Below are 20,246 nucleotides of genomic sequence, written 5' to 3'. Positions count from 1 at the left end.
CCCCGCGCATGGCACGGAGCCGGTGCGGGACGGTTGTGCGGCGGTGCCCGATCTGATCAAGTACGACTGATGCTACTGGCCAGTACGCCATTCCGCTCCCCGGGGGGACAGCCATGACCACCGCCACGACGACCGGATTCTTCGCCTCCGTCGACGACGTCGCCGAACGGCTCGCCACCACCGGCTACCTCGCGTCGCCGGCCGTCGCCACCACCGTGTTCCTCGCCGACCGGCTCGGCAAGCCGCTGCTCGTGGAGGGCCCGGCCGGGGTCGGCAAGACGGAGCTCGCCAAGGCCGTCACGGCGGTGACGGGGGCCCGCCTCGTGCGGCTGCAGTGCTACGAGGGCGTCGACGAGTCCCGCGCCCTCTACGAGTGGAACCACGCCAAGCAGCTGCTGCGGATCACGGCGGGGCGCGGCGAGTCCTGGGACGAGACGCGGACGGACATCTTCGGCGAGGAGTTCCTGCTCCCCCGGCCGCTGCTCACCGCGATCCGGTCCGAGGAGCCGACGGTGCTCCTGATCGACGAGACCGACAAGGCCGACGTCGAGGTGGAGGGCCTTCTCCTGGAAGTGCTCGGCGACTTCCAGGTGACCGTCCCGGAACTCGGCACGATCACCGCGACGCGGCGCCCGTTCACGGTCCTCACCTCGAACGCGAGCCGCGAGCTGTCCGAGGCGCTCCGTCGGCGCTGCCTGTTCCTCCACATCGGCTTCCCCGAGGAGGAGCTGGAGCGCCGGATCGTCACCCTCAAGGTGCCGGGCCTCGATTCCGCGCTCGCCGCGTCCGTCGTACGGGTCGTGGGGGCGCTGCGGGCGATGGACCTGCGGAAGGTGCCGTCGGTGTCGGAGACGATCGACTGGGCCCGCACGCTGCTCGCGCTCGGCGCGGACCGGCTGGACGAGCGGGTCGTCCGGGAGACCCTGGGCGTCCTCCTGAAGCACCAGGAGGACATCGTGAAGGCGGCGGCCAAGCTCGACCTGGACGCGGTGTGAGCACGGCGGCGCCCGCCGGAGGGACGGCGGAACGCCTCACCGGCCTCGTGGCGGCGCTGCGCGCGCACGGGTTCGGGATCGGGACGGGCGAGACGGTCGACGCGGGGCACGCGCTGGAGGCGGTCGGCTTCACGGACCGGGAGCGGGTCCGTGAGGCGCTGGCGGCGACGCTGCTCCACGGCACGCTCCAGCGCGCGGTGTTCGACCGGGTCTTCGACCTGTACTTCCCGCTCGGTGGCGGTGCCCCCGGGGCGCCGGAGGCGTACGGGGACACCCCGGCGGATCTCGCGGCCCTGCGGGACCGGCTCGCCGAGGCGCTGGCCGCCGGTGACGGCGCCGCGCTCGACCGGCTCGCGGCCGAGGCGGTGGGCGGTTTCGGGGGCTTCGGTTCGGGGCCGGAGTCGGACGGCTGGTCCTCGTACCGGACGCTGTCCCGGGTGCGTCCCGAGACGCTGCTCGCCCGGGTGCGCGACCGGGTGCGGGCGGCGGGGGCGGCGGACCCCGAGTTCGCCGACCGGCTGCTGGAGGACGAGATCCGGCGCCGGATCGAGGCCTTCCGGGAGCGGGTGCGGACCGAGGCGCGGCGGCGGGTCGCGGAGCGGCAGGGCCGCGACCGGGTCGCACGCCGGGCGGTCGCCGGCACGGCGGACCGCGTGGACTTCCTGCTGGCCGGCCGGGAGCAGCTGGACGAGCTGCGGCGGACGGTACGGCCGCTCGCGCGGAAGCTGGCCACCCGGCTCGCGGCCCGGCGGCGGCGGGCGGCGCGCGGCGAGATCGACCTGCGGCGGACGCTGCGCGGCTCGCTGTCGACCGGTGGCGTGCCGGTGCGCCCCGTGCTGCGGCGGCGCCGGCCACGGCGTCCCGAGCTGGTCCTGCTGTGCGACGTCTCGGGGTCGGTGGCGGGCTTCGCCCAGTTCACGATGCTGCTGGTGCAGGCGCTGCACGACCAGTTCAGCCGGGTGCGGGTCTTCGCCTTCGTCAACCGGGTGGACGAGGTGACGGATCTGATCGCCCGGGGTGCGGCCGACCCCGCCGCGCTCGGCGACCGGATCCTCGCCGAGGCGCGGTTGACCGGCTGGCACGGTCAGAGCGACTACGGCACCTCGCTGGGCGAGTTCGCCGAGCGGTACGCGGAGGCCGTCGGTCCCCGCACGGTGGTGTTCGTCCTCGGCGACGCCCGCACCAACGGCGCCGATCCCAACCTCGCGGCGCTGCGGAGCGTCGCCGACCGTGCCCGCCGGGTCCACTGGCTCAACCCCGAGCAGCCCTCCCTGTGGGGCACGGGCGACTCGGTGGCCCCGGCCTACGTCGGCCTCGTCGAGATGCGCCCGTGCCGCAACGCCCACCAGCTGGGTTCCCTGATCAGCCGCCTGCTGCCGGTCTGACCGGGGTACGCGCGCGGGGCGGGCGGCGCCGCGCGCGGGGCGGGAGGGTCCCCGCGCCGCACCCCCGGCTCCGCCCGGTTGTACGAATGCCGGACAGGCGAACTAGCGTGGCCCCCATGGAACTTTTGGGAGAGATCACGACCGACCGTCCCCTGCTCGTCGTCGCGGTCAAGGAGGAGGCGCAGTTCCTCGACACGGACCTGCCGGTGCTGCTGACCGGCATGGGCAAGGTGAACGCGGCGACCGCGCTCGCGACCGTGCTGGGCCGGGGGCCGCGGCCCTCCGGGATCGTGAACCTGGGGACGGCCGGTGCCCTGCGGGCGGGCTGGACCGGCACGCACGTCGTCGGCACCGTGGTGCAGCACGACCTCGACGGTGAGCTGCTCGCCACCCTGACCGGCGAGACGTACGGGGCGCCCCTGACGCTGCCGGACGGCGGTGACGTGGTCCTCGCCACCGGCGACGCCTTCATCGCCGACGAGGCCGCCCGCGTCCGGCTCGCGGAGCGGGCGGCGCTGGTCGACATGGAGGGGTACGCGCTCGCCACGGCGGCCGGGCTCGCCGGCGTGCCGCTGCGCATCGTGAAGCACGTCAGCGACGAGGCCGGTGACGGCGCCGCCCGCAGCTGGCGCGAGTCGGTCGCCGAGTGCGCGCGGGCGCTGGCGGACTGGGCGGAGGCGAACACCCCGTACCGCTCCTGAGGCGGCGGGCGTGACGCGCACACCGCCACCGAGTCCCGTGGACGTCCCCCGGTGCCGCTCCCGCGCGCCGGGGACGCCCCGTATCGGCTCCCCGAAGCGCGGGGCGCCTCCCCCGCGACGCGTCGCCTCCGCGGCGGCTCAGGGACGCTGGAAGTGGACCTCCGGGTTCTCCGGCGACGGGCCGTCGAGGACGGGGCGCGGGAGTCCGCGCAGGTGCCGGTCGAAGAAGGCGGCCACGTACGTCCGGGTGACGGCGACGGCCCGGTCGGTGGGCAGCGGGGACTGGGGCAGGCCGAAGTGACGCGCGATCACGGGCCCGTCGGAGAAGGTGAAGTGCTCGGATCCGGCCACCGTGATCCAGCGCTTCCACCCGTCGAGCGCCGTCCACGTCCGGTCCCAGCTGGTGTCGGTCCCTCCGGGCAGGTGCGTCTCGTCGTGGGTGCCGAGCATCATGAACGGCCGGCCCCGCAGGCCCTCGGCCGGAAGCTCCTCCCAGAACGCGCCGTCCATGTTCACGCCGGCGTCGACGCGCGGATCGGCGACCATCGCGGTGGCGGCGCTCGCCCCGCCGATGGAGTGGCCGGCCATCCCGACCCGGCTCGCGTCGATGACGTCGGCGTACCGCCAGGCCGGCCGCGGCCCGGTGAGCCGGTCCAGGACGTACCGCATGTCGGCGGCGCGGGTCGCGGTCACGACACCGGCGTGCACGCCGCCCTCGTCGAGGGCCGTGCAGGCGACGCAGGTGAGGGTCCGGCCGCCGGGGAGGCTGATCCCGTACGACTCGTAGGCGTGGTCGACGGAGGCGACGACGTAGCCGCGGGAGGCGAGGTCCTCGGCGAGGTGGGTGAGCGTCCAGCGCGAGACCCCGAAGCCCGGCGAGAGCAGGACCAGGGGGCGCCGGCCCGGCGCCGGGCGGACGTCGGTCCTGCTGTGGGTGCGCGTCCTGGCCAGCAGGTCGCCGGAGACGCCCGGCCCGAGCTGCGCGGCGAGCAGCCGCGCCTCCTCCCGGGTCGCGTACGGGGCGGGCTTGCCGCCTCCGGAGCGCGCGGCCGGGTAGTGGAGCGTGACCATGAGGGCCCGCCCGTCGGCCGTGGGCACCCAGGGGTCGGTGCGGGAGCGGTCGACCAGCGGCACGACCGAACTGCCGACGGCGTACGGACCGGTGGGCGCCGGGAGGGCGGCGGCCCGGACCGGCTGCGACTGCGACTGCGCGGTCGCCGACGGGGCCGTGGTGTCGGGGCCGGCGGCCGCGGTGGCGACTCCGGCGGGTAAGGCCAGGGAGCAGGCGAGGACGGCGGCCGCGGCCGCCCGGGTGATGCGGATTCGGGTCATGCGGGCACGGTAGGCGGGGCGGACGGGCCGGCGCGTCCGCCCACGGGCCCACGTCGGATCAGCCCCGGGTCTGAGTCGAGATCCGGCCCCGAGATCCGGCCCCGAAGACCGCCGGGCGTCCCGCCGGCTCCTCACCCGGGCGCCGGAGCCCACGGACGTCCGCCGGTCACCTCGTTCGGCACCGGTCACCTCGTTCGGCGCCGACTCCCGCGTTCGGCGCCGGAGTCCACGGGGCCCCACCGACTCCCGTCCCCTGCACAGGAGTCCGCGAACGACCGCCGGCTCCCTCCCCTGCACCGGAGTCCACGAACCACCACCACCTCCTCCTTCCCGGGCCCGGCCCCGACCGCCCGGCGTGCTGCACGGCCGGGCAGCGGACCCCGAACCGCCGGGTGGACCTTGACAGTTCGGAAGGCGGCCTGCCTATGGTGAGGCGACCCCGTCCGCACCCGGACGGGTCCATCACTGGGGGGAGGCGCACGTGATCGCAGTGGTCACCCTGTCGCCGCACGCCCCTGCCCGGGCCGGTGCCCGGCTGGTCTGCCGCAGGCACGTCGACTTCTGCCGTACCGCCTCGGCCATCTGTCCTTCCGCTCGCGCCTGACCCGCTCCGCGTGGGTCCGCGCGTCCCGTGACGTCCCGTCCGCCCGACCCCCGGCAGCCGTGCCCCGCGCCGCTGCCGCGCCGTCGCGCGCCCCTGACTTCCGGAAGGACTCCCATGCCCCGCCCTGCCCTGCGCCTGGCCGTCGAGATCGACGGCGAAGGTGCCCATCCGTCCGCGTGGCGACGTGCCGCGCACGCTCCCGGCGAGCTGCTGAGCCCTCGGCGGCTCGCCCGGGTCGCGGCCGTCGCCGAGAACGCCGGGTTCACCCTGGTCACGCTCGACGACTCGATCCTGCCGCCGGGTTCCGGCGACGGCACCGGCCCCGTGGGCCGGATCGGCGCCGTGGAACGGGCCGCGTTCGTGGCCGCGTCGACGAGCGTCCTCGGCGTGGCGCCGGTGCTCGCGACGACGTACGCGGAGCCGTTCCACGTCTCGTCGCAGCTGGCCTCTCTCGACCACGTCTCGGCCGGCCGGGCCGGGTGGGTCGTGGGGGTCGAGGAGGATCCCCGGGCGGCCCGCGCCTGGGGCCGGCCCGAGGTCGAGGGCGCCGATGCCCAGGCCCGGGAGGCCCACGACGGTCTGCGGGTCGTACGGGACCTGTGGGACTCGTGGGAGGACGACGCGGTGATCCGGTCCGTGGCCACGAGCCGCTACCTGGACCGGTCCCGGCTGCACGCGATCGACTTCGCGGGCGAGACGTACTCCGTGAAGGGCCCGTCGATCGTGCCGCGACCGCCGCAGGGACGGCCCGTGGTCCTGGCCCGCCGGGGCGTGGTTCCGGCGGGGCTGACCGACGTGGCCCTGGTCGGCGGAGCCACCGCGGCCGAGGTGGGCGCGGCCGCGGGCGCCGCCGGCGCGCCGCTCGCCTTCGCGGAGGTCGAGGTGGCCCTGGACACGCCGGGCGAGACGGCGGAGGAACGGATCGCCGACCTGGAGCGGTCCGCCCCGTGGGGCGCGCACCCGGACCGGTTGCGGTACTCCGGCCCGGCCGCCGGTCTGGTGGCGCTCCTCGCGGATCTCGCCGGCCACGTCGACGGCGTACGGCTGCACCCGCTCGTCCTCGACGAGGACCTGGCGGTGCTCTCCCGGCTGGTCCTGCCCGAGCTGTTCGTCCGGCGGATCGCTGCCAGGCCGCTGCCGGGCACGACCCTGCGCGCCTCCCTGGGCCTCCCCCGGCCCCTCAGCCGCTTCACGACCGACGGCGCCGCCGCGCTCGTCCCGGAGGAGACCCGATGACCCGCGCCGACCGCGACGACGTTCCCCGCCCCGACGCCCGGCTGCACTTCGGGGTGTTCTTCCAGGGGGTCAACCACTGGACGATCTGGTCGGCCCCCTCCAGCGGTTCCCAGATCGACCCGGCCTCGTTCCTGCGGGTGGCGCGGACCGCCGAACGCGGGCTCTTCGACGCCTTCTTCCTCGGGGACGGTCTGCGGCTCCGCGAGTCCGGCGGCGGCGGCATCCACGAACTCGACGTGGCGGGCCGGCCCGACTCGATCACCCAGCTGGCGGCGCTCGCCGCCGCGACCGAGCGGATCGGGCTCGTCTCCACCTCGAACACCACCTTCAACGAGCCGGGCGACCTCGCCCGCCGGCTCGCCGGGCTCGATCTGCTGTCCGGCGGCCGGGCCGGCTGGAACGTGGTGACCACGCACAACGCCTGGACCGGGGAGAACTTCCGGCGCGGCGGTTTCCTCGACCACGCCGACCGCTACCGGCGCGCCGAGGAGTTCCTGAGCGTCGCGCGCGCCGTGTGGAACGGCTGGGCCGACGGTGCCGTGGCGGAGTCCGCCGAGGCGCGTTCCTGGTCGGTGCCGGACGCGGTGGGGCGCGTACGGTCGCGGGGCGCGCACTTCGACGTCGACCTGGCGCCGACCCTGCCGCGCAGCGCCCAGGGCCATCCGGTGATCTTCCAGGCGGGCGACTCCGGGGAGGGCCGGGACTTCGCGGCGCGCCACGCGGACGTGATCTTCTCGGCGCACGGGACGGACTTCGACGACGCCCTCGCGTTCGCCGAGGACGTACGCCGCCGGCTGCGGGCCGCGGGCCGGTCCGAGGACGCGCTGCGCATCCTGCCGGGTACGGAGATCGTCATCGGCGCGACCGAGAAGGAGGCGGAGGAGAAGGCCCGCTGGGTGCGGCTGGAACAGGTCACGCCCGCGGTGGCCCTCGGCATCGCGAGCCGGCTGTGGGGCTTCGACCTGTCGGAGCGGGACGCCGACGGGCCGCTGCCCGCCGAGGAGCCGGTGGCCGCCCGGGACACCGGGAAGTTCGGCACCCGCTGGGTGGACGACCCCCGGGCGGAGGTGGCCGTGTGGCGGGCGAAGGCCGAAGCCAACGGCTGGTCCCTGCGCGAGACCGTGATCGAGCTCGGTCCGCAGCGCGGGCACGTCGGCACCCCGGCCGGACTCGCCGAGAAGTTCGCCCGCTTCGCCCGGCACGGTGCCCTCGACGGCTTCAACATCTCGCCGTACCTGGTCCCGGACGGGCTCGACGACATCGTCGACCTCCTCGTGCCCGAGCTCCAGGAGCGGGGCGTGTACCGGACCGCGTACACGGGGACGACGCTCCGGGAGCACCTGGGGCTCGCGCCGGTGGTGTGACGCGCCGGTGGGGCGCGCACCCGGCCGGTCCGCGCCCCACCTTCCGTACGGTCTCCCGGGCTCAGCCGAGGGGCAGTTCCAGGAACGACGGCTCGTCCGCCGGTGAGCCGACGGTGGTCTGCGTCCAGGTGACGGAGGCGTCTCCGTACAGCGGGTCCTTGCTGTCGACGACGAGCATCAGCCGGTGGCCGGCGGGGATGTCGTACGCGGCGGCCTGGAGCCGCCAGGTCACGGTGGTGTCCTGCTCGGGCGTCAGGTCGTACACGTTCAGGGGCTCGTGGGTGATGATCCGCGCCGTGTCGTCCTCGGCGACGTCCAGGAGGTGGGCGACGAGGCTCGCCGAGGCGGCGGTGGAGCGGACCGCGAGGCGCAGGCGCGGGACGCCCCGGATCCTGCGGCCCGCCGCCCCCTCCCCGTCCGGGGCGACGAGCGGCCCGGTGGTCCATGCCACGGCGTGCCGGCGGTCGATCTTGCGGGTGTCGTAGACCTTGGGGTTCCCGGCCCACTCCGCCTGCCCGGTGGTCATGAGGGGCAGGTCCATGGCGGTGGCCTCGGTGTCCACGCCGGCGACGAACGTCCGACGCCAGTCCACGCCCTCGGGCGGTGCCGTGTCGCCGCCGGTGACGAGTGCGCCGTCGGCGCCGCCCGCCCCGTCGCCGGTGAGGGCGAACGTCTCAACCCCGGTGGTGACCCGGTCCCAGTCTGCGCGGCTCTCGCGGACCGCGGGTTCGACGACGCGGTTCTCCCCGGTGGGCCGGCCGGTCTCCGGATCCAGGACGGGTTCCGTGACGTAGGTGAACATCACCTGGTTGCAGACCTCGTCCCAGTCCTCCACCCCGTTCCGCTCGCCCTTGAGGTGGTGGTCGAGCCAGGCGTACGCCTCCACCAGGGGGAGGTCGGCCCGGCCCGGCCGGGTGCCGATGAGGCCGGCGGCCTCGGGGGCGGCGTGGTCGCCGATCCAGAGGTTGAGCCGCTTGGGCACCCGCAGGCCCCGGAAGGTCGTCAGGACCTGGTTCACCGGGAACAGGCTCTCGTGCCAGGTGTGGGAGAGGAAGGTGGGCGTGCCCTTCTCGTTGGTCTGGGAGAGGTACTCCTCGGGGGAGCGTCGGCGGCCCCAGGCGACGACGGCGTCCAGGTTCCGGTTGTTCGCGAAGTCGTCGAGGATCGCCCGGTTGGCCGCGTCGAACCGCTCCTCGACCGGACCGCCGGTGAAGTCCACGAGGGCCTCCACGGCCTTCACGTGGCGGGTGTCGTGGTCGTAGAGGCTGGTGGCGAGGTTGCCCCAGGTGCTGAGGGCGACGACGGCGGACACCCGTTCGTCGTGGGCCGCGACGAGCTGGCTGATGCCGGAGCCGTAGGACTCGCCCATGAAGCCGATGACACCCGGCGCGAAGCGGTCGATCGCGAAGTCGACGACGTCCGAGCCGTCGGAGACGTCGTTCGGTCCCGCCACGTCGACGAGGCCCTCGGAGGTGGACGGGAGTCCGGCGTAGCCGAGGCCGCGGGGCGTGTAGGCGAGGACGTGGTACCCCTTGCGGGCCAGGACCGTGTACGCCCAGAGGAAGATCGGCCAGCCGAACGGCGTCCAGCCCGCCGGGAAGACGACGAGCGGGTGCGGTCCCGGCGCCAGCTGCCGGAGGCTGAAGGCGGAGAGCCGGACGCCGTCCGTGGTCTCGATGCGGTGGTACGCGGGCCGGGCCACGCCGCGTACCTCTTCGACGTGCGCGGCGAGTTCGGCGGGCAGGAGGTCCTCGGCGCTCGGATCGAGCAGCGCGGTGGCGAGGGTCTGGCCGAGCCGGGCGGCGTCGGCGTTCACCGTTCCGTCGGCGGCCCAGAGGCCGCTCGCCCCGATCCGGGCGGTCTCGGCGGCGGTGAGCCCCGCCGAGACGCCGGGGAAGCCGGGAAAGTCCTCGGACGGGTCGGCGGTGAAGGGAGTGTCCTGGGGCACGTGCACCCGTTCCTCTCGAGTGGACTGCTGGCTGTCCGCCGGGCGGACGGTCGCAAGCCTCACGCATGGGGAGCAGAGCGACCAGAGCGCATGAACAGCGCACAGATCACGGAACCGGACGCGAACGACACAAGCCGCCCCGAAGTCGATGTTTGGGACTCCGGGAACGGGCCGAGGGTCAGCCGGGCTGCGGCGTGCGGGAGACGAGCAGGGCGGCCACGTCGTCGTCGAGGCCGTCGGCGCCGTACGCGACGAGGTCCCGGTGCAGGATTCCGGGCACGTCACCGGCCGGTTCCCGCACCCAGCCGCGCATGCGCGTCTCCAGCGGGTAGAAGGTGCCGGCCCGGTCGCGGGTCTCGCTGACGCCGTCGGTGTAGAGCAGCAGCCGGTCCCCGGGGCCGAAGGGGACCTCCTCGATCCGGTGGTCGTTCTCGGCGAGCCCCGCGAGGTTGACGGGCAGCGAGGGGTCGGCGAAGACGACCGGCGCGACCTCGTTCCCGTGCTGGAGCAGCGGGGCGGGGTGGCCGCAGCTGAGGAGCCGGGCGACGTCGTGGTCGTCGGGCAGTTCCACCAGGACGACGGTGGCGAAGCGTTCGGCGGCGTCGGAGTCGGGGTCCCAGCCGCCGTAGCGGGTGAGGCCCTCGTCGAGCCGGTCGGCGAGGGAGGCCAGGTCCGGGGCGTCGTTGACGGTGGCGCGGAAGGCGCCGAGCAGGACGGAGGCGGTCTCGACGGCGCCGAGGCCCTTGCCCTGGACGTCCCCGAGCATGAGCCGCACCGCGCCCGGAACCCGTACGGCCTCGTAGAAGTCGCCGCCGATCCTGGCCTTGGCGGCGGCCGCGAGGTACAGCAGGCGCAGGTCGAAGCGGCCGAGGCGGTCCGGGAGCGGGCGCAGGACCACCCGCTGCACGACCTCCGCCACGGCGGTGACCTCGCGCAGATCCCGTTCGTAGCGCGTGCGGACGCGGCTGACCCAGGCCGAGGCGGCGGTGACGGCGGCGAGCACGACCTCGCTGGCCAGCAGTTCGGGCGCGGCCTCGTCCCGGCCGAAGGTGAGCAGCACGCGCACCGCCATGGCGAGCAGCCCGATGCCGATCGTCCCGCGCACGCTCCAGGTGACGGCGGCGAGCGCGGGCGCGGCGACGAGGAGGCGTTCGAAGCGCTCCTCGTCGGCGGTGAAGACGTCGGCGAGGGCCGTCAGGACCAGGACCAGGAAGGGGAGGGCGCGACCGACGTTGAACTGGGTGCGCGCCGCGCCGGGAGGACGCCGGCGACCAGCAGCGGGCATCTCACGATCGTACGCAGGTCTGCTGTCCCGACCCGGGTGGCTTCGGTCCCCGGCGTGTCCGCTGATCCGCCCCCGGTCGCCCTCCCGGACGCCGCCGAGGGCCGCGGTCCCGAGCCCCGGGCAGGGCGAGCGCGGCGGGGAGCGCGAGGGCGGCGACGACGGCCAGGGCGGGCAGGGCGATCCCCCGGTCCGGTACGAATCCGCCCTGGGGGACGAGCGCGAGGAGGAGGGTCGCGAGGGCGACGCCGAACGCCGGGCCGATGTTCATCGCGGTCTGCTGGAGGCCGCCGGCGACTCCGGCGTGGGCCTCGGGCGCACGGTGCACGACGACGGAGGTCGCGGTGACCATCAGCGTGACGAACCCGGCGCCGAGGAGCGCGGAGGCAACCCCGACGGCGACGGCGCCGGCCGTCGCGTCCAGCCGGGCGAGCAGCAGGACCCCGAGCGTGAGCAGCGCCGCGCCGGCGGTCGCGGTGCGCCGGGGGCCGAAGCGGCGCTGGAGCGGGGGGCAGAACGGGGCGCCGAGCACCATGAGGGCGGCGAGAGGCAGGACCCGCAGCGCGCAGTCGAGGGGGTCGAGCCGCTGGACGTCCTGGAGGAAGTACGTCGTGACGAAGAGCGTGCCGAAGAGGGCCGCCGAGGCGGCGAGGAGCGCGGCGAGACCGGCGACGACGGGCGCGCTGCCGAGGAGTTCGGGAGCGAGCAGGGGCCGTGCGGTGCGCCGTTCGTGCCGCGCGAAGGCGATTCCGGCGGCCGCGCTCGCCGGGCACGCGAGCACGGCGGTGCCCGTTCCGCCGGGACGTGCCGCCTGGACGAGTCCGTGGACGAGCAGGCCGAGGGACGCGGCGAGGAGCAGGGCGCCCAGCGGGTCGAGCGAGGCGAGGCCGCCGGGTGCGGGCGCGGCCGGGCGTTCCGGCCGGTCCGGGCCCGGGCGCGGTTCCCCGGTCGTCAGGGCGACGAGGCCGATCGCGAGGGTCGGGGGCACGCCGAGGAGGAAGACGGAGCGCCAGCCGTACGCGGAGACCAGGGCGCCGCCGACGAGGGGCCCGGCCGCCGCGGCGAGGCCGATGACGGCGGTGCGCACGGCGATCGGGGTGGCGAGCCGCTCCGGTGGGTAGGCGGTGCGCAGCATGCCGAGGGTGGCGGGCTGGAGGAACGCGCCGCAGACGCCCTGGAGGACGCGCAGCAGGATCACCGCGCCGATTCCGGGTGCGAGGGCGATGCCGGTGGACGCGGCGGCGAAGCCGAGCGCGCCGAGGGCGAAGACCCGGCGGTGGCCGTAGCGGTCGCCGAGTCGGCCCGCGAAGACCAGCAGGCTCGCGACGGCCACGAGGTAGCCGGTGCTGGTCCACTGGACCTGGCCGACGTGGGCGTGCAGATCGCGTTGGAGCGCGGGCTGGGCGACCGTGAGGACGGTCCCGTCGAGGGCCACGACGGCCGCGCCGACGACGCTGCAGGCGAGGACGGGGGTGCGGGGCCGGGTCACGGCGTCTGCTCCGCCGGGCCGAGGTGGGCGTCGAGGGCGGCCGTGAGGAAGGCCACCGGGTCGTCGCCGCCGGTGGCGAGCGGGAGGCTGCCCCAGTGCCAGAGCTGGGCGATGCCGTGCAGGTTGGCCCAGAGCGCGCCCGCGACGACGGCGGCGTCGGCGTCGGGCCGGACGCGGGCGACGAGGTGGGCGAGGTGGGCGAAGAGCGGCAGGCTCGTCTCCCGCAGTCCCAGTCGGCCGCTCTCCAGGAGGTCGTGCCGGAACATCAGCTCGTACATGCCGCGCCGGGTCGCGGCGTAGTCCACGTACACGCGGGCGAGCAGTTCGATCCGTTCCCGCGGCCCGGCCTCCTCCCGGTCCGCGGCGGTGACGCGGTCGGCGAGTTCGGCGAAGCCCTGGCGGGCGATGGCCGACAGGAGGTCGAGGTGGGTCGGGAAGTGGCGGCGGGGTGCCCCGTGGGAGACGCCGGCCCGGCGCGCGATCTCGCGCAGCGAGAGGGCCTGGGCGCCTTCGCCGTTCACCAGCTCGACGCCCACCCGGACGAGCCGCCCGCGCAGTCCTGCTTCGGCGTCGACCGTCCCCGGGTCGCCGTGTGTCCCTGCTTCGTCATCCATGGCCACTGTCTACCAAGATCGAGTAGACACTGTCTACTCGACTATGCGCTCTCGTCCGTTACACTGGGTGCAGCGAAGGGGAGTAGCCCTGCGAACCGGTCGTCGACACACTGGAACCCCCGGGTTCCCGGTGACCGGGTCCGCGCACGACGCGGACGGGCGAGACCTTCGGCCAGGCAACAGCCGCGTCCGCGTTCCCGTGGGCGCGGTCCGTCATGCCGGGCCGAGTGGTCCTCCCGTCGCCCACCGAGGCGCCGTACGAAGTCCATGGGCCCGGACCGAGCAGAGAGCCCCGGTATGCACCTCGACCCCTTGGCGATCCTCACAGCCTTCGGGCTGATCTTCCTCGCCGAGCTTCCCGACAAGACGATGTTCGCGTCGCTCGCCATGGGCACGCGCATGCGTCCGCTGTACGTGTGGATCGGCACCTCCACCGCCTTCCTGGCGCACGTCGCCATCGCCGTGGGAGCCGGCAGCCTGCTCGGGCTGCTCCCCGGCTGGTCCGTGAAGCTGGCCTCGGCCCTGATGTTCGGCTTCGGCGCGTTCATGCTGCTGCGCGGCGGGGGCGACGACGAGGAGGCCGACGCGGGCGGCCGCACGGTCACCGGCTTCTGGCCCGTCTTCTCGACCGCCTTCATGGCCGTCTTCATCAGCGAGTGGGGCGACCTGACGCAGATCACCACCGCCAACCTCGCCGCCACCAACGGCACCTGGTCGACGGCGATCGGCTCGCTCGCCGCCCTGATGAGCGTCTCCGCCCTCGCCCTGGTGGCGGGCCGCTTCATCGCCAAGCGCGTACCGCTCAAGACCGTGCAGCGCGTCGGCGGCGTGTGCATGGCCGGCCTCGCGATCTGGTCCCTGACGGAGGTCTTCACCGGCTGACACCCCCTCCGCCGCACGTCCACGCCGCACCCCCCGCCCCCACGGGGGTGTGCGGCGTTCCGTCTCCGGTGCGACCATGCCGTGATGACCACCAGCCCCCGACCGACCGCCTCACGGCGCTCGACCGGCTCGACGCCCCACTGCCGGACGACTTCACGCTCCGCGACCTGACGGGTCGCTGACCCCTCACCGGCACCCCTCCCCCGCGGAGGGGCACCGCCGCGCGACCTCTTGATGAAGCAGTGAATCACTGCTTCACTCCTTCCATGCCCTACCGACGCACCCCCGCCGTCCAAGCCCGGCTCGACGCCCAGCGCGCCGCGGTCGTCGACGCGGCGCTCGGGCTGCTCGCCGAGCAGGGCTACGCCGGCTGCACGATGGCGGCCGTCGCGGCCCGAGCCGGAATCGCCACCGGCAGCGTGTACCGCCACTTCCCGAGCAAGGCCGAACTCGCCGTCGAGCTCTTTCGCACCGTGGTGCGCCGGGAGGTCGCGGCCGTCTCCGACGCCGCCGCGCACCCCGCGCACCGGTCGGCGGCCGAGCGGGTGGTCGCCGTCATCGAGACCTTCGCCCAGCGCGCCCTGAAGTCGCCCCGCCTCGCGTACGCGCTGCTCGCCGAACCGGTCGACCCGGCCGTCGACGCCGAGCGGCTCGTCTTCCGTCGCGCCTTCCGCGACGTGTTCGCCGCCCGCGTCGCGGACGGCGTGCGCACCGGCGAGCTGCCGCCCCAGGACCCCGCCCTGACGGCCTCCGCACTGGTGGGGGCGGGCGCCGAGGCGCTCGTCGGACCGCTGGCGGAGGGGTCCGTCGGGCCCGACACCGTACCCGCACTCGTCACCTTCACCCTGCGAGCACTGGGAGTTCCCGATGCCGACCACGCATGAGGTCACCAACCAGGTACCACCGCTGACCGGTTACGACGTCTCCGCCGACCCCGCGCTCCTGGAGGCGCTGCACCGGGAAGGCGCCGGCTGGGCCGAGGCCGAGGTCCGCGCCCTCGGACGGCGGGCCGGCGGCGAGGAGGCCCAGGAATGGGGGCGGCTCGCCGAGCGCCACTCCCCCGTCCTCCACACCCACGACCGGTACGGGCACCGGATCGACGAGGTCGAGTTCCATCCGCACTGGCACGACCTGATGGACACCGCCGTCCGGCACGGGCTGCACGGCGCGCCCTGGCGCGACGAACGGCCGGGCGCGCACGTGGCGCGCGCGGCCAAGGTGTTCGTGTGGGGGCAGGCCGACGCGGGCCACCTGTGCCCGGTCTCCATGACGTACGCCGCCGTGCCCGCCCTGCGCGCCCAGCCGGAGCTCGCCGAGGTGTACGAGCCGCTGCTCACCTCCTCCTCGTACGACTTCGGGCTGCGGGTGCCGACGGAGAAGCGCGGGATCATCGCCGGGATGTCGATGACGGAGAAGCAGGGCGGCTCGGACGTCCGGGCGAACACCACCCGGGCGGTACCGGCGGGCGAGCCCGGCCTGTACGCGCTGACCGGGCACAAGTGGTTCACCTCGGCCCCGATGTCGGACGTCTTCCTCACTCTCGCGCAGGCGCCCGGCGGCCTGTCCTGCTTCCTGGTGCCGCGCGTGCTGCCCGACGGCAGCCGCAACGCGATCCGCCTCCAGCGCCTCAAGGACAAGCTCGGCAACCGGTCGAACGCCTCCTCCGAGATCGAGTACGAGGGCGCCCTCGGCCGGCTGGTCGGCGAGGAGGGGCGCGGGGTGGCCACCATCATCCGGATGGTCAACATGACGCGGCTCGACTGCGCGATCAGCTCCGCGTCGGGGATGCGCCTCGGCCTCGTGCAGGCGGTGCACCACGCCACGCACCGCGAGGCGTTCGGGGCACGGCTCGTCGACCAGCCGCTGATGCGGAACGTCCTCGCCGACCTCGCGGTCGAGGCCGAGGCCGCGACCGTCGCCGCCCTGCGGCTCGCCGGGGCGGTCGACCGGGCGGCGCGCGGCGACGCGGAGGAGGAGCAACTGCGGCGGCTCGGCCTCGCCGTCACCAAGTACTGGGTGTGCAAGCGGGCACCCGCGCACGCGGCCGAGGCCCTCGAATGCCTGGGCGGCAACGGCTACGTCGAGGACTCCGGCCTTCCGAGGCTCTACCGCGAGTCGCCGCTGCCGTCGATCTGGGAGGGCTCGGGGAACGTCGCCGCCCTGGACGTGCTCCGGGCGATGGCCCGTCAGCCGCAGGCCGTCGAGGCGTACTTCGCCGAGGTCGACCGCGGCGCGGGCGCCGACCGGCGCCTGGACGCGGCGGTCGCCGGCCTGCGCAAGGACCTCGCGGGCCTGGGCGACGAGGCCTCGGTGGCGTACGGGGCGCGCCGCCTCGTCGAGCGCCTCGCGCTCGTCCTCCAGGGCTCCCTGCTGGTCCGGCACGGCGACCCGGCCGTCGCCGACGCCTTCTGCGCCTCACGCCTCGACGGCGACCGCGGCCTGGCCTTCGGCACCCTGCCGGCGGGCGTGGACACGGCGGCGATCATCGCCCGGAGCGGCCCGGACGCCGTGACCGCGGGCTGACGACCCGCGGGGCACGGACTCCGCTGGCCCGCCGCACCTTGCGGCGGGCGGCGGAGCCGCGTCCGTCAGGAGCCGGTGAGGACGACGAGGCGCTGGGTCGCGCGGGTCATCGCGACGTAGCGGTCGACCGCGCCCTCGACGCCGTCGCCGAAGGCGTCCGGGTCGACGAGGACGACCAGGTCGAATTCGAGGCCCTTCGACAGCGACGGGGTCAGGGACCGGACGCGGTCGGTCTCCCGGAAGGCCGGATCGCCGATGACGCAGGCGACGCCCTCGGTGTGCTCCGCCAGCCAGGTGTCGAGGATCGAGTCCCGTTCCGACACGGATCCGTGGACGACGGGGAGTCCGCTGCCGCGGACGGACGTCGGCACGTTGGCGTCGGGGATCGCGGCCCGGATGACCGGCTCGGCCTCGGCCATGACCTCCTCCGGGGTGCGGTAGTTGATGCTGAGGGTGGCCACGTCGATCCGGTCGAACCCGTTGCGCTCCAGCCGCTCCCGCCACGACTCCGTGAACCCGTGCCGGGTCTGGGCGCGGTCGCCGACGATGGTGAAGCTGCGGGACGGGCAGCGGAGCAGCAGCATCTGCCACTCGGCGTCGGTCAGTTCCTGGGCCTCGTCGACGACGATGTGGGCGAACGGGCCGGCGAGGGGTTCCGGGTCGGCTACGGGCAGCGCCGCGTCGTCGACCAGGCTGTCCTTCAGGTCCTGGCCGCGCAGCATCGTGACCGCGCCCTCGCCGTCGTCGTCGGCCGCGAGCACGTTGTCGATGACGTCGGCCATGCGGGCCCGCTCGGCGTCGACGGAGGCCTGGTGGCGACGCCTGCGCGCCGACGCCTCGGGGTCGCCGAGCCGCTGCCGGGCCGCGTCGAGGAGCGGCAGGTCGGACACCGTCCAGGCCTGCGGGTCGGTGCGCCGGAGCCTGCGCACCTCGTCGGGGCCGAGCCAGGGAGCGCACAGGCGCAGATAGGCGGGGACGGTCCACAGGTCGCCGACCAAGTCGGCCGCTTCGAGCAGCGGCCAGGCCCGGTCGAGCGTGTCGATCAGCTCCCTGTCGAGGAGCAGGGACTTGCGGAACAGCTCGGGCGGGACGTCCCCGTCGCTCTTGTCCGTGAGGATGGCGAGCAGCTCCTCCAGGATCTGGTCGCGCGCCTCGTTGTGCGGGGTGCCGGGCTCGACGGACCGGAACGCCTCCGCCCAGTCGTCCGCGCTCAGCCACACGTCGGACCAGGAGGTGGTGACCGTCATGCCCTCGGTGGGGGGCGATTCGTAGAACCGTACGGCCGTCTCGATCGCCCCGACCATGGCCGCGGTGGACTTCAGGCGGGCCGCCTCCGGGTCGGTCTCCAGCCCCGCTCGCGCTCCTTCGGCGACGAGGTCGCGCACGGTGCAGGTCTGTACGCCCTCTTCGCCGAGGCTGGGGAGGACGTCGGCGACGTAGTTCAGGTACGGCTGGTGGGGGCCGACGAACAGCACGCCGCCGCGCCGGTGGCCGAGGCGGGGATCGGAGTACAGGAGGTACGCGGTGCGGTGCAGGGCGACGACGGTCTTGCCGGTGCCCGGGCCGCCGTCGACGACGAGCGCGCCGCGGGATCCGGCCCGGACGATGGCGTCCTGGTCGGACTGGATGGTGGAGAGCACGTCGCGCATGCGGGCCGACCTGTTGCCGCCGAGGCTCGCGATGAAGGCGGACTGGTCGTCGAGCGCGGCGTGGCGCTCCAGGCCGTCGGCGGTGAACACCTCGTCCCAGTAGTCGCTGATCCGGCCGCGGGTCCAGCGGTACCTGCGGCGGCTCTCCAGACCCATGGGCTGGGCGTGGGTGGCGGCGAAGAACGGTTCGGCCGCGGGGGAACGCCAGTCGACGAGGAGCCGGCGCCCCTCGCTGTCGGTGAGGCCGAGGCGGCCGATGTACAGGGGTTCCGAGCCGTCCGCGCCGACGACGCGACCGAGGCACAGGTCGAGGCCGAACCGGCGCAGCGCGCGCAGGCGGCCGGTCAGCCGGTGGATCTCCAGGTCCCGCTCCATCGCCGCCTGGCCGGCGCCGCCGGGTGCCCGGCGCTCGGCGTCGAGGCGGTCGGACAGTTCGCCGATGGCCTGCTCCAGGCTCTCCGCGATGGCCGCGAAGTGCTTCTCGTCGCCGTCGATCAGCGCCGGGTCCGCCTTCGCGGCGAGGCTGTCGGACAGGTCGAAGGCGCTGGTGGTCTGAAGGTGCATGTCTCCCGTTTCCGCAGGTCCTGGCTTCGAGGGGAGATTGTGCGGCACCCCGGGGGCCTTGCCGCAAGCCCCCCTGTGCGCTATAAGTTGAGAGTGGCGGAGGATGTGTCGTCTCCTCGTGCCGGTGCGGGCCGTGACGACGACCGGTCCTCGCCCCTCTCCCTTACAGCCGCGCGTGCGTGTCCTGTCCGTCGACTCCGCGCTCTCGCGGCGAGCCCGACTCCGGGGTGGCAGGCTGGTGGAACACGCGTCCCATGGCCACGGCTTCGGCCGTTTCGAGAGGGAGTCCCCGTTGGGCAGCGAGGCGATCCACGACGAACTGGACCGGCGGGCGGCCGAGGTGGCGGACCGGGTGGTGGCCTGGCGGCATCATCTGCACCGGCATCCGGAGCTGTCCAACCGGGAGGTGAACACGGCCCGGTTGGTGGCGGAGCACCTGCGGGCGCTGGGCCTCGACGAGGTCAGGACCGGCATCGCGGGCCACGGGGTCGTGGGGGTGCTGCGCGGTGCGGCGGCGGGCGAGCGGGTCGTGGCCCTCCGGGCGGACATGGACGCGCTGCCGGTGAGGGACCTGTGCGGCACGGACTTCGCGTCCGAGGTGGTGGACACCGACTACCCGGGCGGCCCGTTCCCGGTGTCGCACGCCTGCGGGCACGACTGCCACACCGCGATGCTGATGGGAGCGGCGACGGTTCTGGCGGGTGCGCGCGACCGGCTGCCGGGCACCGTCCTGTTCGTCTTCCAGCCCGCCGAGGAGGGTCCTCCGGTGACCGAGGAGGGCGGTGCGCGGGCGATGGTCGAGGCGGGCGCCTTCGCCGCTCCGGTGCCGACGATGGCGTTCGGCCTGCACGTGACACCGCACCCGAAGGGGTACGTGGGGTACCGGATCGGGAACCAGTACGGGGCTTCCGCGCTGGTCAGGATCGTCGTCACCGGCCGGCAGACGCACGGTTCGACGCCGTGGCAGGGGATCGACCCGATGCCGGCCGTGGGGGCGATCCTGACGGGCATCGGTCAGGTGTACCGGCAGGTCTCGGCGTTCGACGCGGTCACCGTGTCCATCGGGCACGTGGAGGACGTCGGCCGCTTCAACATCATCGGCGAGACGGTGACCCTGTGGGGCACGGTCCGCTGCGCCGTGGAGTCGGACATGGCGGAGGTCCGCCGCCGCCTCACGACCCTGGCCGAGCACTCGGCGGCCGCCTACGGGGCGACGGCCTCCGTCGAGTACCTCCAGCCCGTTCCCCCGGTGCACAACAGCGGTCCGTGGGTGGCCGCGGCCCTGCCCACCTTCCGCCGGGTGGTGGGCGAGGAGCGCGTGGTGGAGACCGGCGGGACCCTCGGGTACGACGACGTCTCCGAGTTCGTGAGCCGGTTCGGCGGCCTCTACGTGATACTCGGCGTCCAGGACGCGACCCTGGACGCTTCGGGGCGGCCCGTGCCGCTGCCGGGCGGGCGCGGGCTCGTCACCAACCACAACCCGCACTTCTACGCGGACGACGACACCCTCGTCACCGGCGTCCGGCTCCACGCGCACGTGGCCTACGACCATCTGACGGGGAATCTGGTGGCTTCCGCGCCGCCCTAGGGCCTGTCGTCACATTCCCGTCGTCGCCCGAAGGGCGGCCCCGCGGCGTCTGGTGCGTGCTCTCTGCGTGCCGGGTGGAAGTCCGCGTAC

General features: G+C 74.7%; 15 protein-coding genes. 9 read left to right on the top strand and 6 right to left on the bottom strand.

What is annotated here, in order from left to right; translation table 11 throughout:
- The first annotated feature begins 113 nt into the window (after positions 1-113).
- The 3 genes from ACFCY7_RS28900 to ACFCY7_RS28890 all read left to right on the top strand — a co-directional run bounded on the left by ACFCY7_RS28900 (position 114) and on the right by ACFCY7_RS28890 (position 3,081).
- Positions 114-995 (top strand): AAA family ATPase, encoded by an 882-nt coding sequence (locus ACFCY7_RS28900; RefSeq protein ID WP_376488996.1) that lies wholly within the window; start codon positions 114-116, stop codon positions 993-995.
- Positions 992-2,380, top strand: a complete 1,389-nt coding sequence (locus ACFCY7_RS28895; protein ID WP_376488995.1) for a VWA domain-containing protein — start codon at positions 992-994, stop codon at positions 2,378-2,380. The genes ACFCY7_RS28900 and ACFCY7_RS28895 overlap by 4 nt, the downstream gene beginning before the upstream one ends.
- Before the next feature lie 116 nt (positions 2,381-2,496).
- Entirely contained in the window at positions 2,497-3,081 is a 585-nt protein-coding gene (locus tag ACFCY7_RS28890) for a nucleosidase (protein WP_376488994.1), read from the top strand.
- A gap of 138 nt (positions 3,082-3,219) precedes the next feature.
- Here ACFCY7_RS28890 and ACFCY7_RS28885 read toward each other — a convergent pair whose 3' ends face one another.
- Positions 3,220-4,413, bottom strand: a complete 1,194-nt coding sequence (locus ACFCY7_RS28885) for an alpha/beta hydrolase family protein (protein WP_376488993.1) — start codon at positions 4,411-4,413, stop codon at positions 3,220-3,222.
- A 718-nt stretch (positions 4,414-5,131) separates the two neighbouring features.
- Here ACFCY7_RS28885 and ACFCY7_RS28880 point away from each other — a divergent pair.
- Positions 5,132-6,253, top strand: a complete 1,122-nt coding sequence (locus ACFCY7_RS28880; RefSeq protein ID WP_376488992.1) for an LLM class flavin-dependent oxidoreductase — start codon at positions 5,132-5,134, stop codon at positions 6,251-6,253.
- Positions 6,250-7,617, top strand: coding sequence for an NtaA/DmoA family FMN-dependent monooxygenase (locus tag ACFCY7_RS28875; protein WP_376488991.1), 1,368 nt, complete (start codon positions 6,250-6,252; stop codon positions 7,615-7,617). The genes ACFCY7_RS28880 and ACFCY7_RS28875 overlap by 4 nt, the downstream gene beginning before the upstream one ends.
- A 61-nt stretch (positions 7,618-7,678) precedes the next feature.
- On the opposite strand, the gene ACFCY7_RS28870 is transcribed toward ACFCY7_RS28875, so the two are convergent.
- The 4 genes from ACFCY7_RS28870 to ACFCY7_RS28855 all read right to left on the bottom strand — a co-directional run bounded on the left by ACFCY7_RS28870 (position 7,679) and on the right by ACFCY7_RS28855 (position 12,950).
- The gene (locus tag ACFCY7_RS28870; protein ID WP_376488990.1) at positions 7,679-9,565 is read right to left on the bottom strand and encodes an alpha/beta fold hydrolase; all 1,887 of its coding nucleotides are present in this window, start codon (positions 9,563-9,565) and stop codon (positions 7,679-7,681) included.
- Between the two features lie 178 nt (positions 9,566-9,743).
- Positions 9,744-10,850, bottom strand: a complete 1,107-nt coding sequence (locus ACFCY7_RS28865) for a PP2C family protein-serine/threonine phosphatase (protein WP_376488989.1) — start codon at positions 10,848-10,850, stop codon at positions 9,744-9,746.
- A 1-nt stretch (position 10,851) separates the two neighbouring features.
- Positions 10,852-12,336, bottom strand: coding sequence for an MFS transporter (locus ACFCY7_RS28860; protein WP_376488988.1), 1,485 nt, complete (start codon positions 12,334-12,336; stop codon positions 10,852-10,854).
- Positions 12,333-12,950, bottom strand: a complete 618-nt coding sequence (locus ACFCY7_RS28855; RefSeq protein WP_376488987.1) for a TetR/AcrR family transcriptional regulator — start codon at positions 12,948-12,950, stop codon at positions 12,333-12,335. The genes ACFCY7_RS28860 and ACFCY7_RS28855 overlap by 4 nt, the downstream gene beginning before the upstream one ends.
- Before the next feature lie 297 nt (positions 12,951-13,247).
- On the opposite strand from ACFCY7_RS28855, the gene ACFCY7_RS28850 reads away from it, so the two are divergent.
- From ACFCY7_RS28850 to ACFCY7_RS28840, 3 genes are all read left to right on the top strand, one after another.
- The gene (locus tag ACFCY7_RS28850; protein WP_376488986.1) at positions 13,248-13,832 is read left to right on the top strand and encodes a TMEM165/GDT1 family protein; all 585 of its coding nucleotides are present in this window, start codon (positions 13,248-13,250) and stop codon (positions 13,830-13,832) included.
- Positions 13,833-14,098: 266 nt separating this feature from the next.
- On the top strand, positions 14,099-14,716 hold the full coding sequence (locus tag ACFCY7_RS28845) for a TetR family transcriptional regulator (RefSeq protein ID WP_376488985.1): 618 nt from the start codon (positions 14,099-14,101) through the stop codon (positions 14,714-14,716).
- Positions 14,700-16,355, top strand: a complete 1,656-nt coding sequence (locus ACFCY7_RS28840) for an acyl-CoA dehydrogenase family protein (RefSeq protein WP_376488984.1) — start codon at positions 14,700-14,702, stop codon at positions 16,353-16,355. The genes ACFCY7_RS28845 and ACFCY7_RS28840 overlap by 17 nt, the downstream gene beginning before the upstream one ends.
- A 65-nt stretch (positions 16,356-16,420) precedes the next feature.
- Here the strand turns inward: ACFCY7_RS28840 and helR are convergent, their stop codons facing one another.
- The gene (gene helR / locus ACFCY7_RS28835) at positions 16,421-18,568 is read right to left on the bottom strand and encodes an RNA polymerase recycling motor ATPase HelR (protein WP_376488983.1); all 2,148 of its coding nucleotides are present in this window, start codon (positions 18,566-18,568) and stop codon (positions 16,421-16,423) included.
- Positions 18,569-18,860: 292 nt separating this feature from the next.
- Here helR and ACFCY7_RS28830 point away from each other — a divergent pair, with 292 nt between their 5' ends.
- The gene (locus ACFCY7_RS28830) at positions 18,861-20,156 is read left to right on the top strand and encodes a M20 family metallopeptidase (RefSeq protein ID WP_376488982.1); all 1,296 of its coding nucleotides are present in this window, start codon (positions 18,861-18,863) and stop codon (positions 20,154-20,156) included.
- Positions 20,157-20,246 lie beyond the last annotated feature (90 nt).

The organism is Streptomyces sp. NPDC056361 (genome assembly GCF_042262805.1).
GTDB lineage: Bacteria > Actinomycetota > Actinomycetes > Streptomycetales > Streptomycetaceae > Streptomyces.
The sequence above is the reverse complement of the archived record's forward strand: the minus strand, read 5'-3'. Positions and strand labels throughout refer to the sequence as shown.

Bases quoted from the DNA above. Each gene is read 5' to 3' on its own strand.
- ACFCY7_RS28865 (WP_376488989.1), bottom strand. From the start codon at position 10,850: ATGCCCGCTGCTGGTCGCCGGCGTCCTCCCGGCGCGGCGCGCACCCAG.
- helR (WP_376488983.1), bottom strand. From the start codon at position 18,568: ATGCACCTTCAGACCACCAGCGCCTTCGACCTGTCCGACAGCCTCGCC.
- ACFCY7_RS28850 (WP_376488986.1), top strand. From the start codon at position 13,248: ATGCACCTCGACCCCTTGGCGATCCTCACAGCCTTCGGGCTGATCTTC.
- ACFCY7_RS28900 (WP_376488996.1), top strand. From the start codon at position 114: ATGACCACCGCCACGACGACCGGATTCTTCGCCTCCGTCGACGACGTC.
- ACFCY7_RS28840 (WP_376488984.1), top strand. From the start codon at position 14,700: ATGCCGACCACGCATGAGGTCACCAACCAGGTACCACCGCTGACCGGT.
- ACFCY7_RS28875 (WP_376488991.1), top strand. From the start codon at position 6,250: ATGACCCGCGCCGACCGCGACGACGTTCCCCGCCCCGACGCCCGGCTG.
- ACFCY7_RS28885 (WP_376488993.1), bottom strand. From the start codon at position 4,413: ATGACCCGAATCCGCATCACCCGGGCGGCCGCGGCCGCCGTCCTCGCC.
- ACFCY7_RS28855 (WP_376488987.1), bottom strand. From the start codon at position 12,950: ATGGATGACGAAGCAGGGACACACGGCGACCCGGGGACGGTCGACGCC.
- ACFCY7_RS28880 (WP_376488992.1), top strand. From the start codon at position 5,132: ATGCCCCGCCCTGCCCTGCGCCTGGCCGTCGAGATCGACGGCGAAGGT.
- ACFCY7_RS28890 (WP_376488994.1), top strand. From the start codon at position 2,497: ATGGAACTTTTGGGAGAGATCACGACCGACCGTCCCCTGCTCGTCGTC.
- ACFCY7_RS28845 (WP_376488985.1), top strand. From the start codon at position 14,099: ATGCCCTACCGACGCACCCCCGCCGTCCAAGCCCGGCTCGACGCCCAG.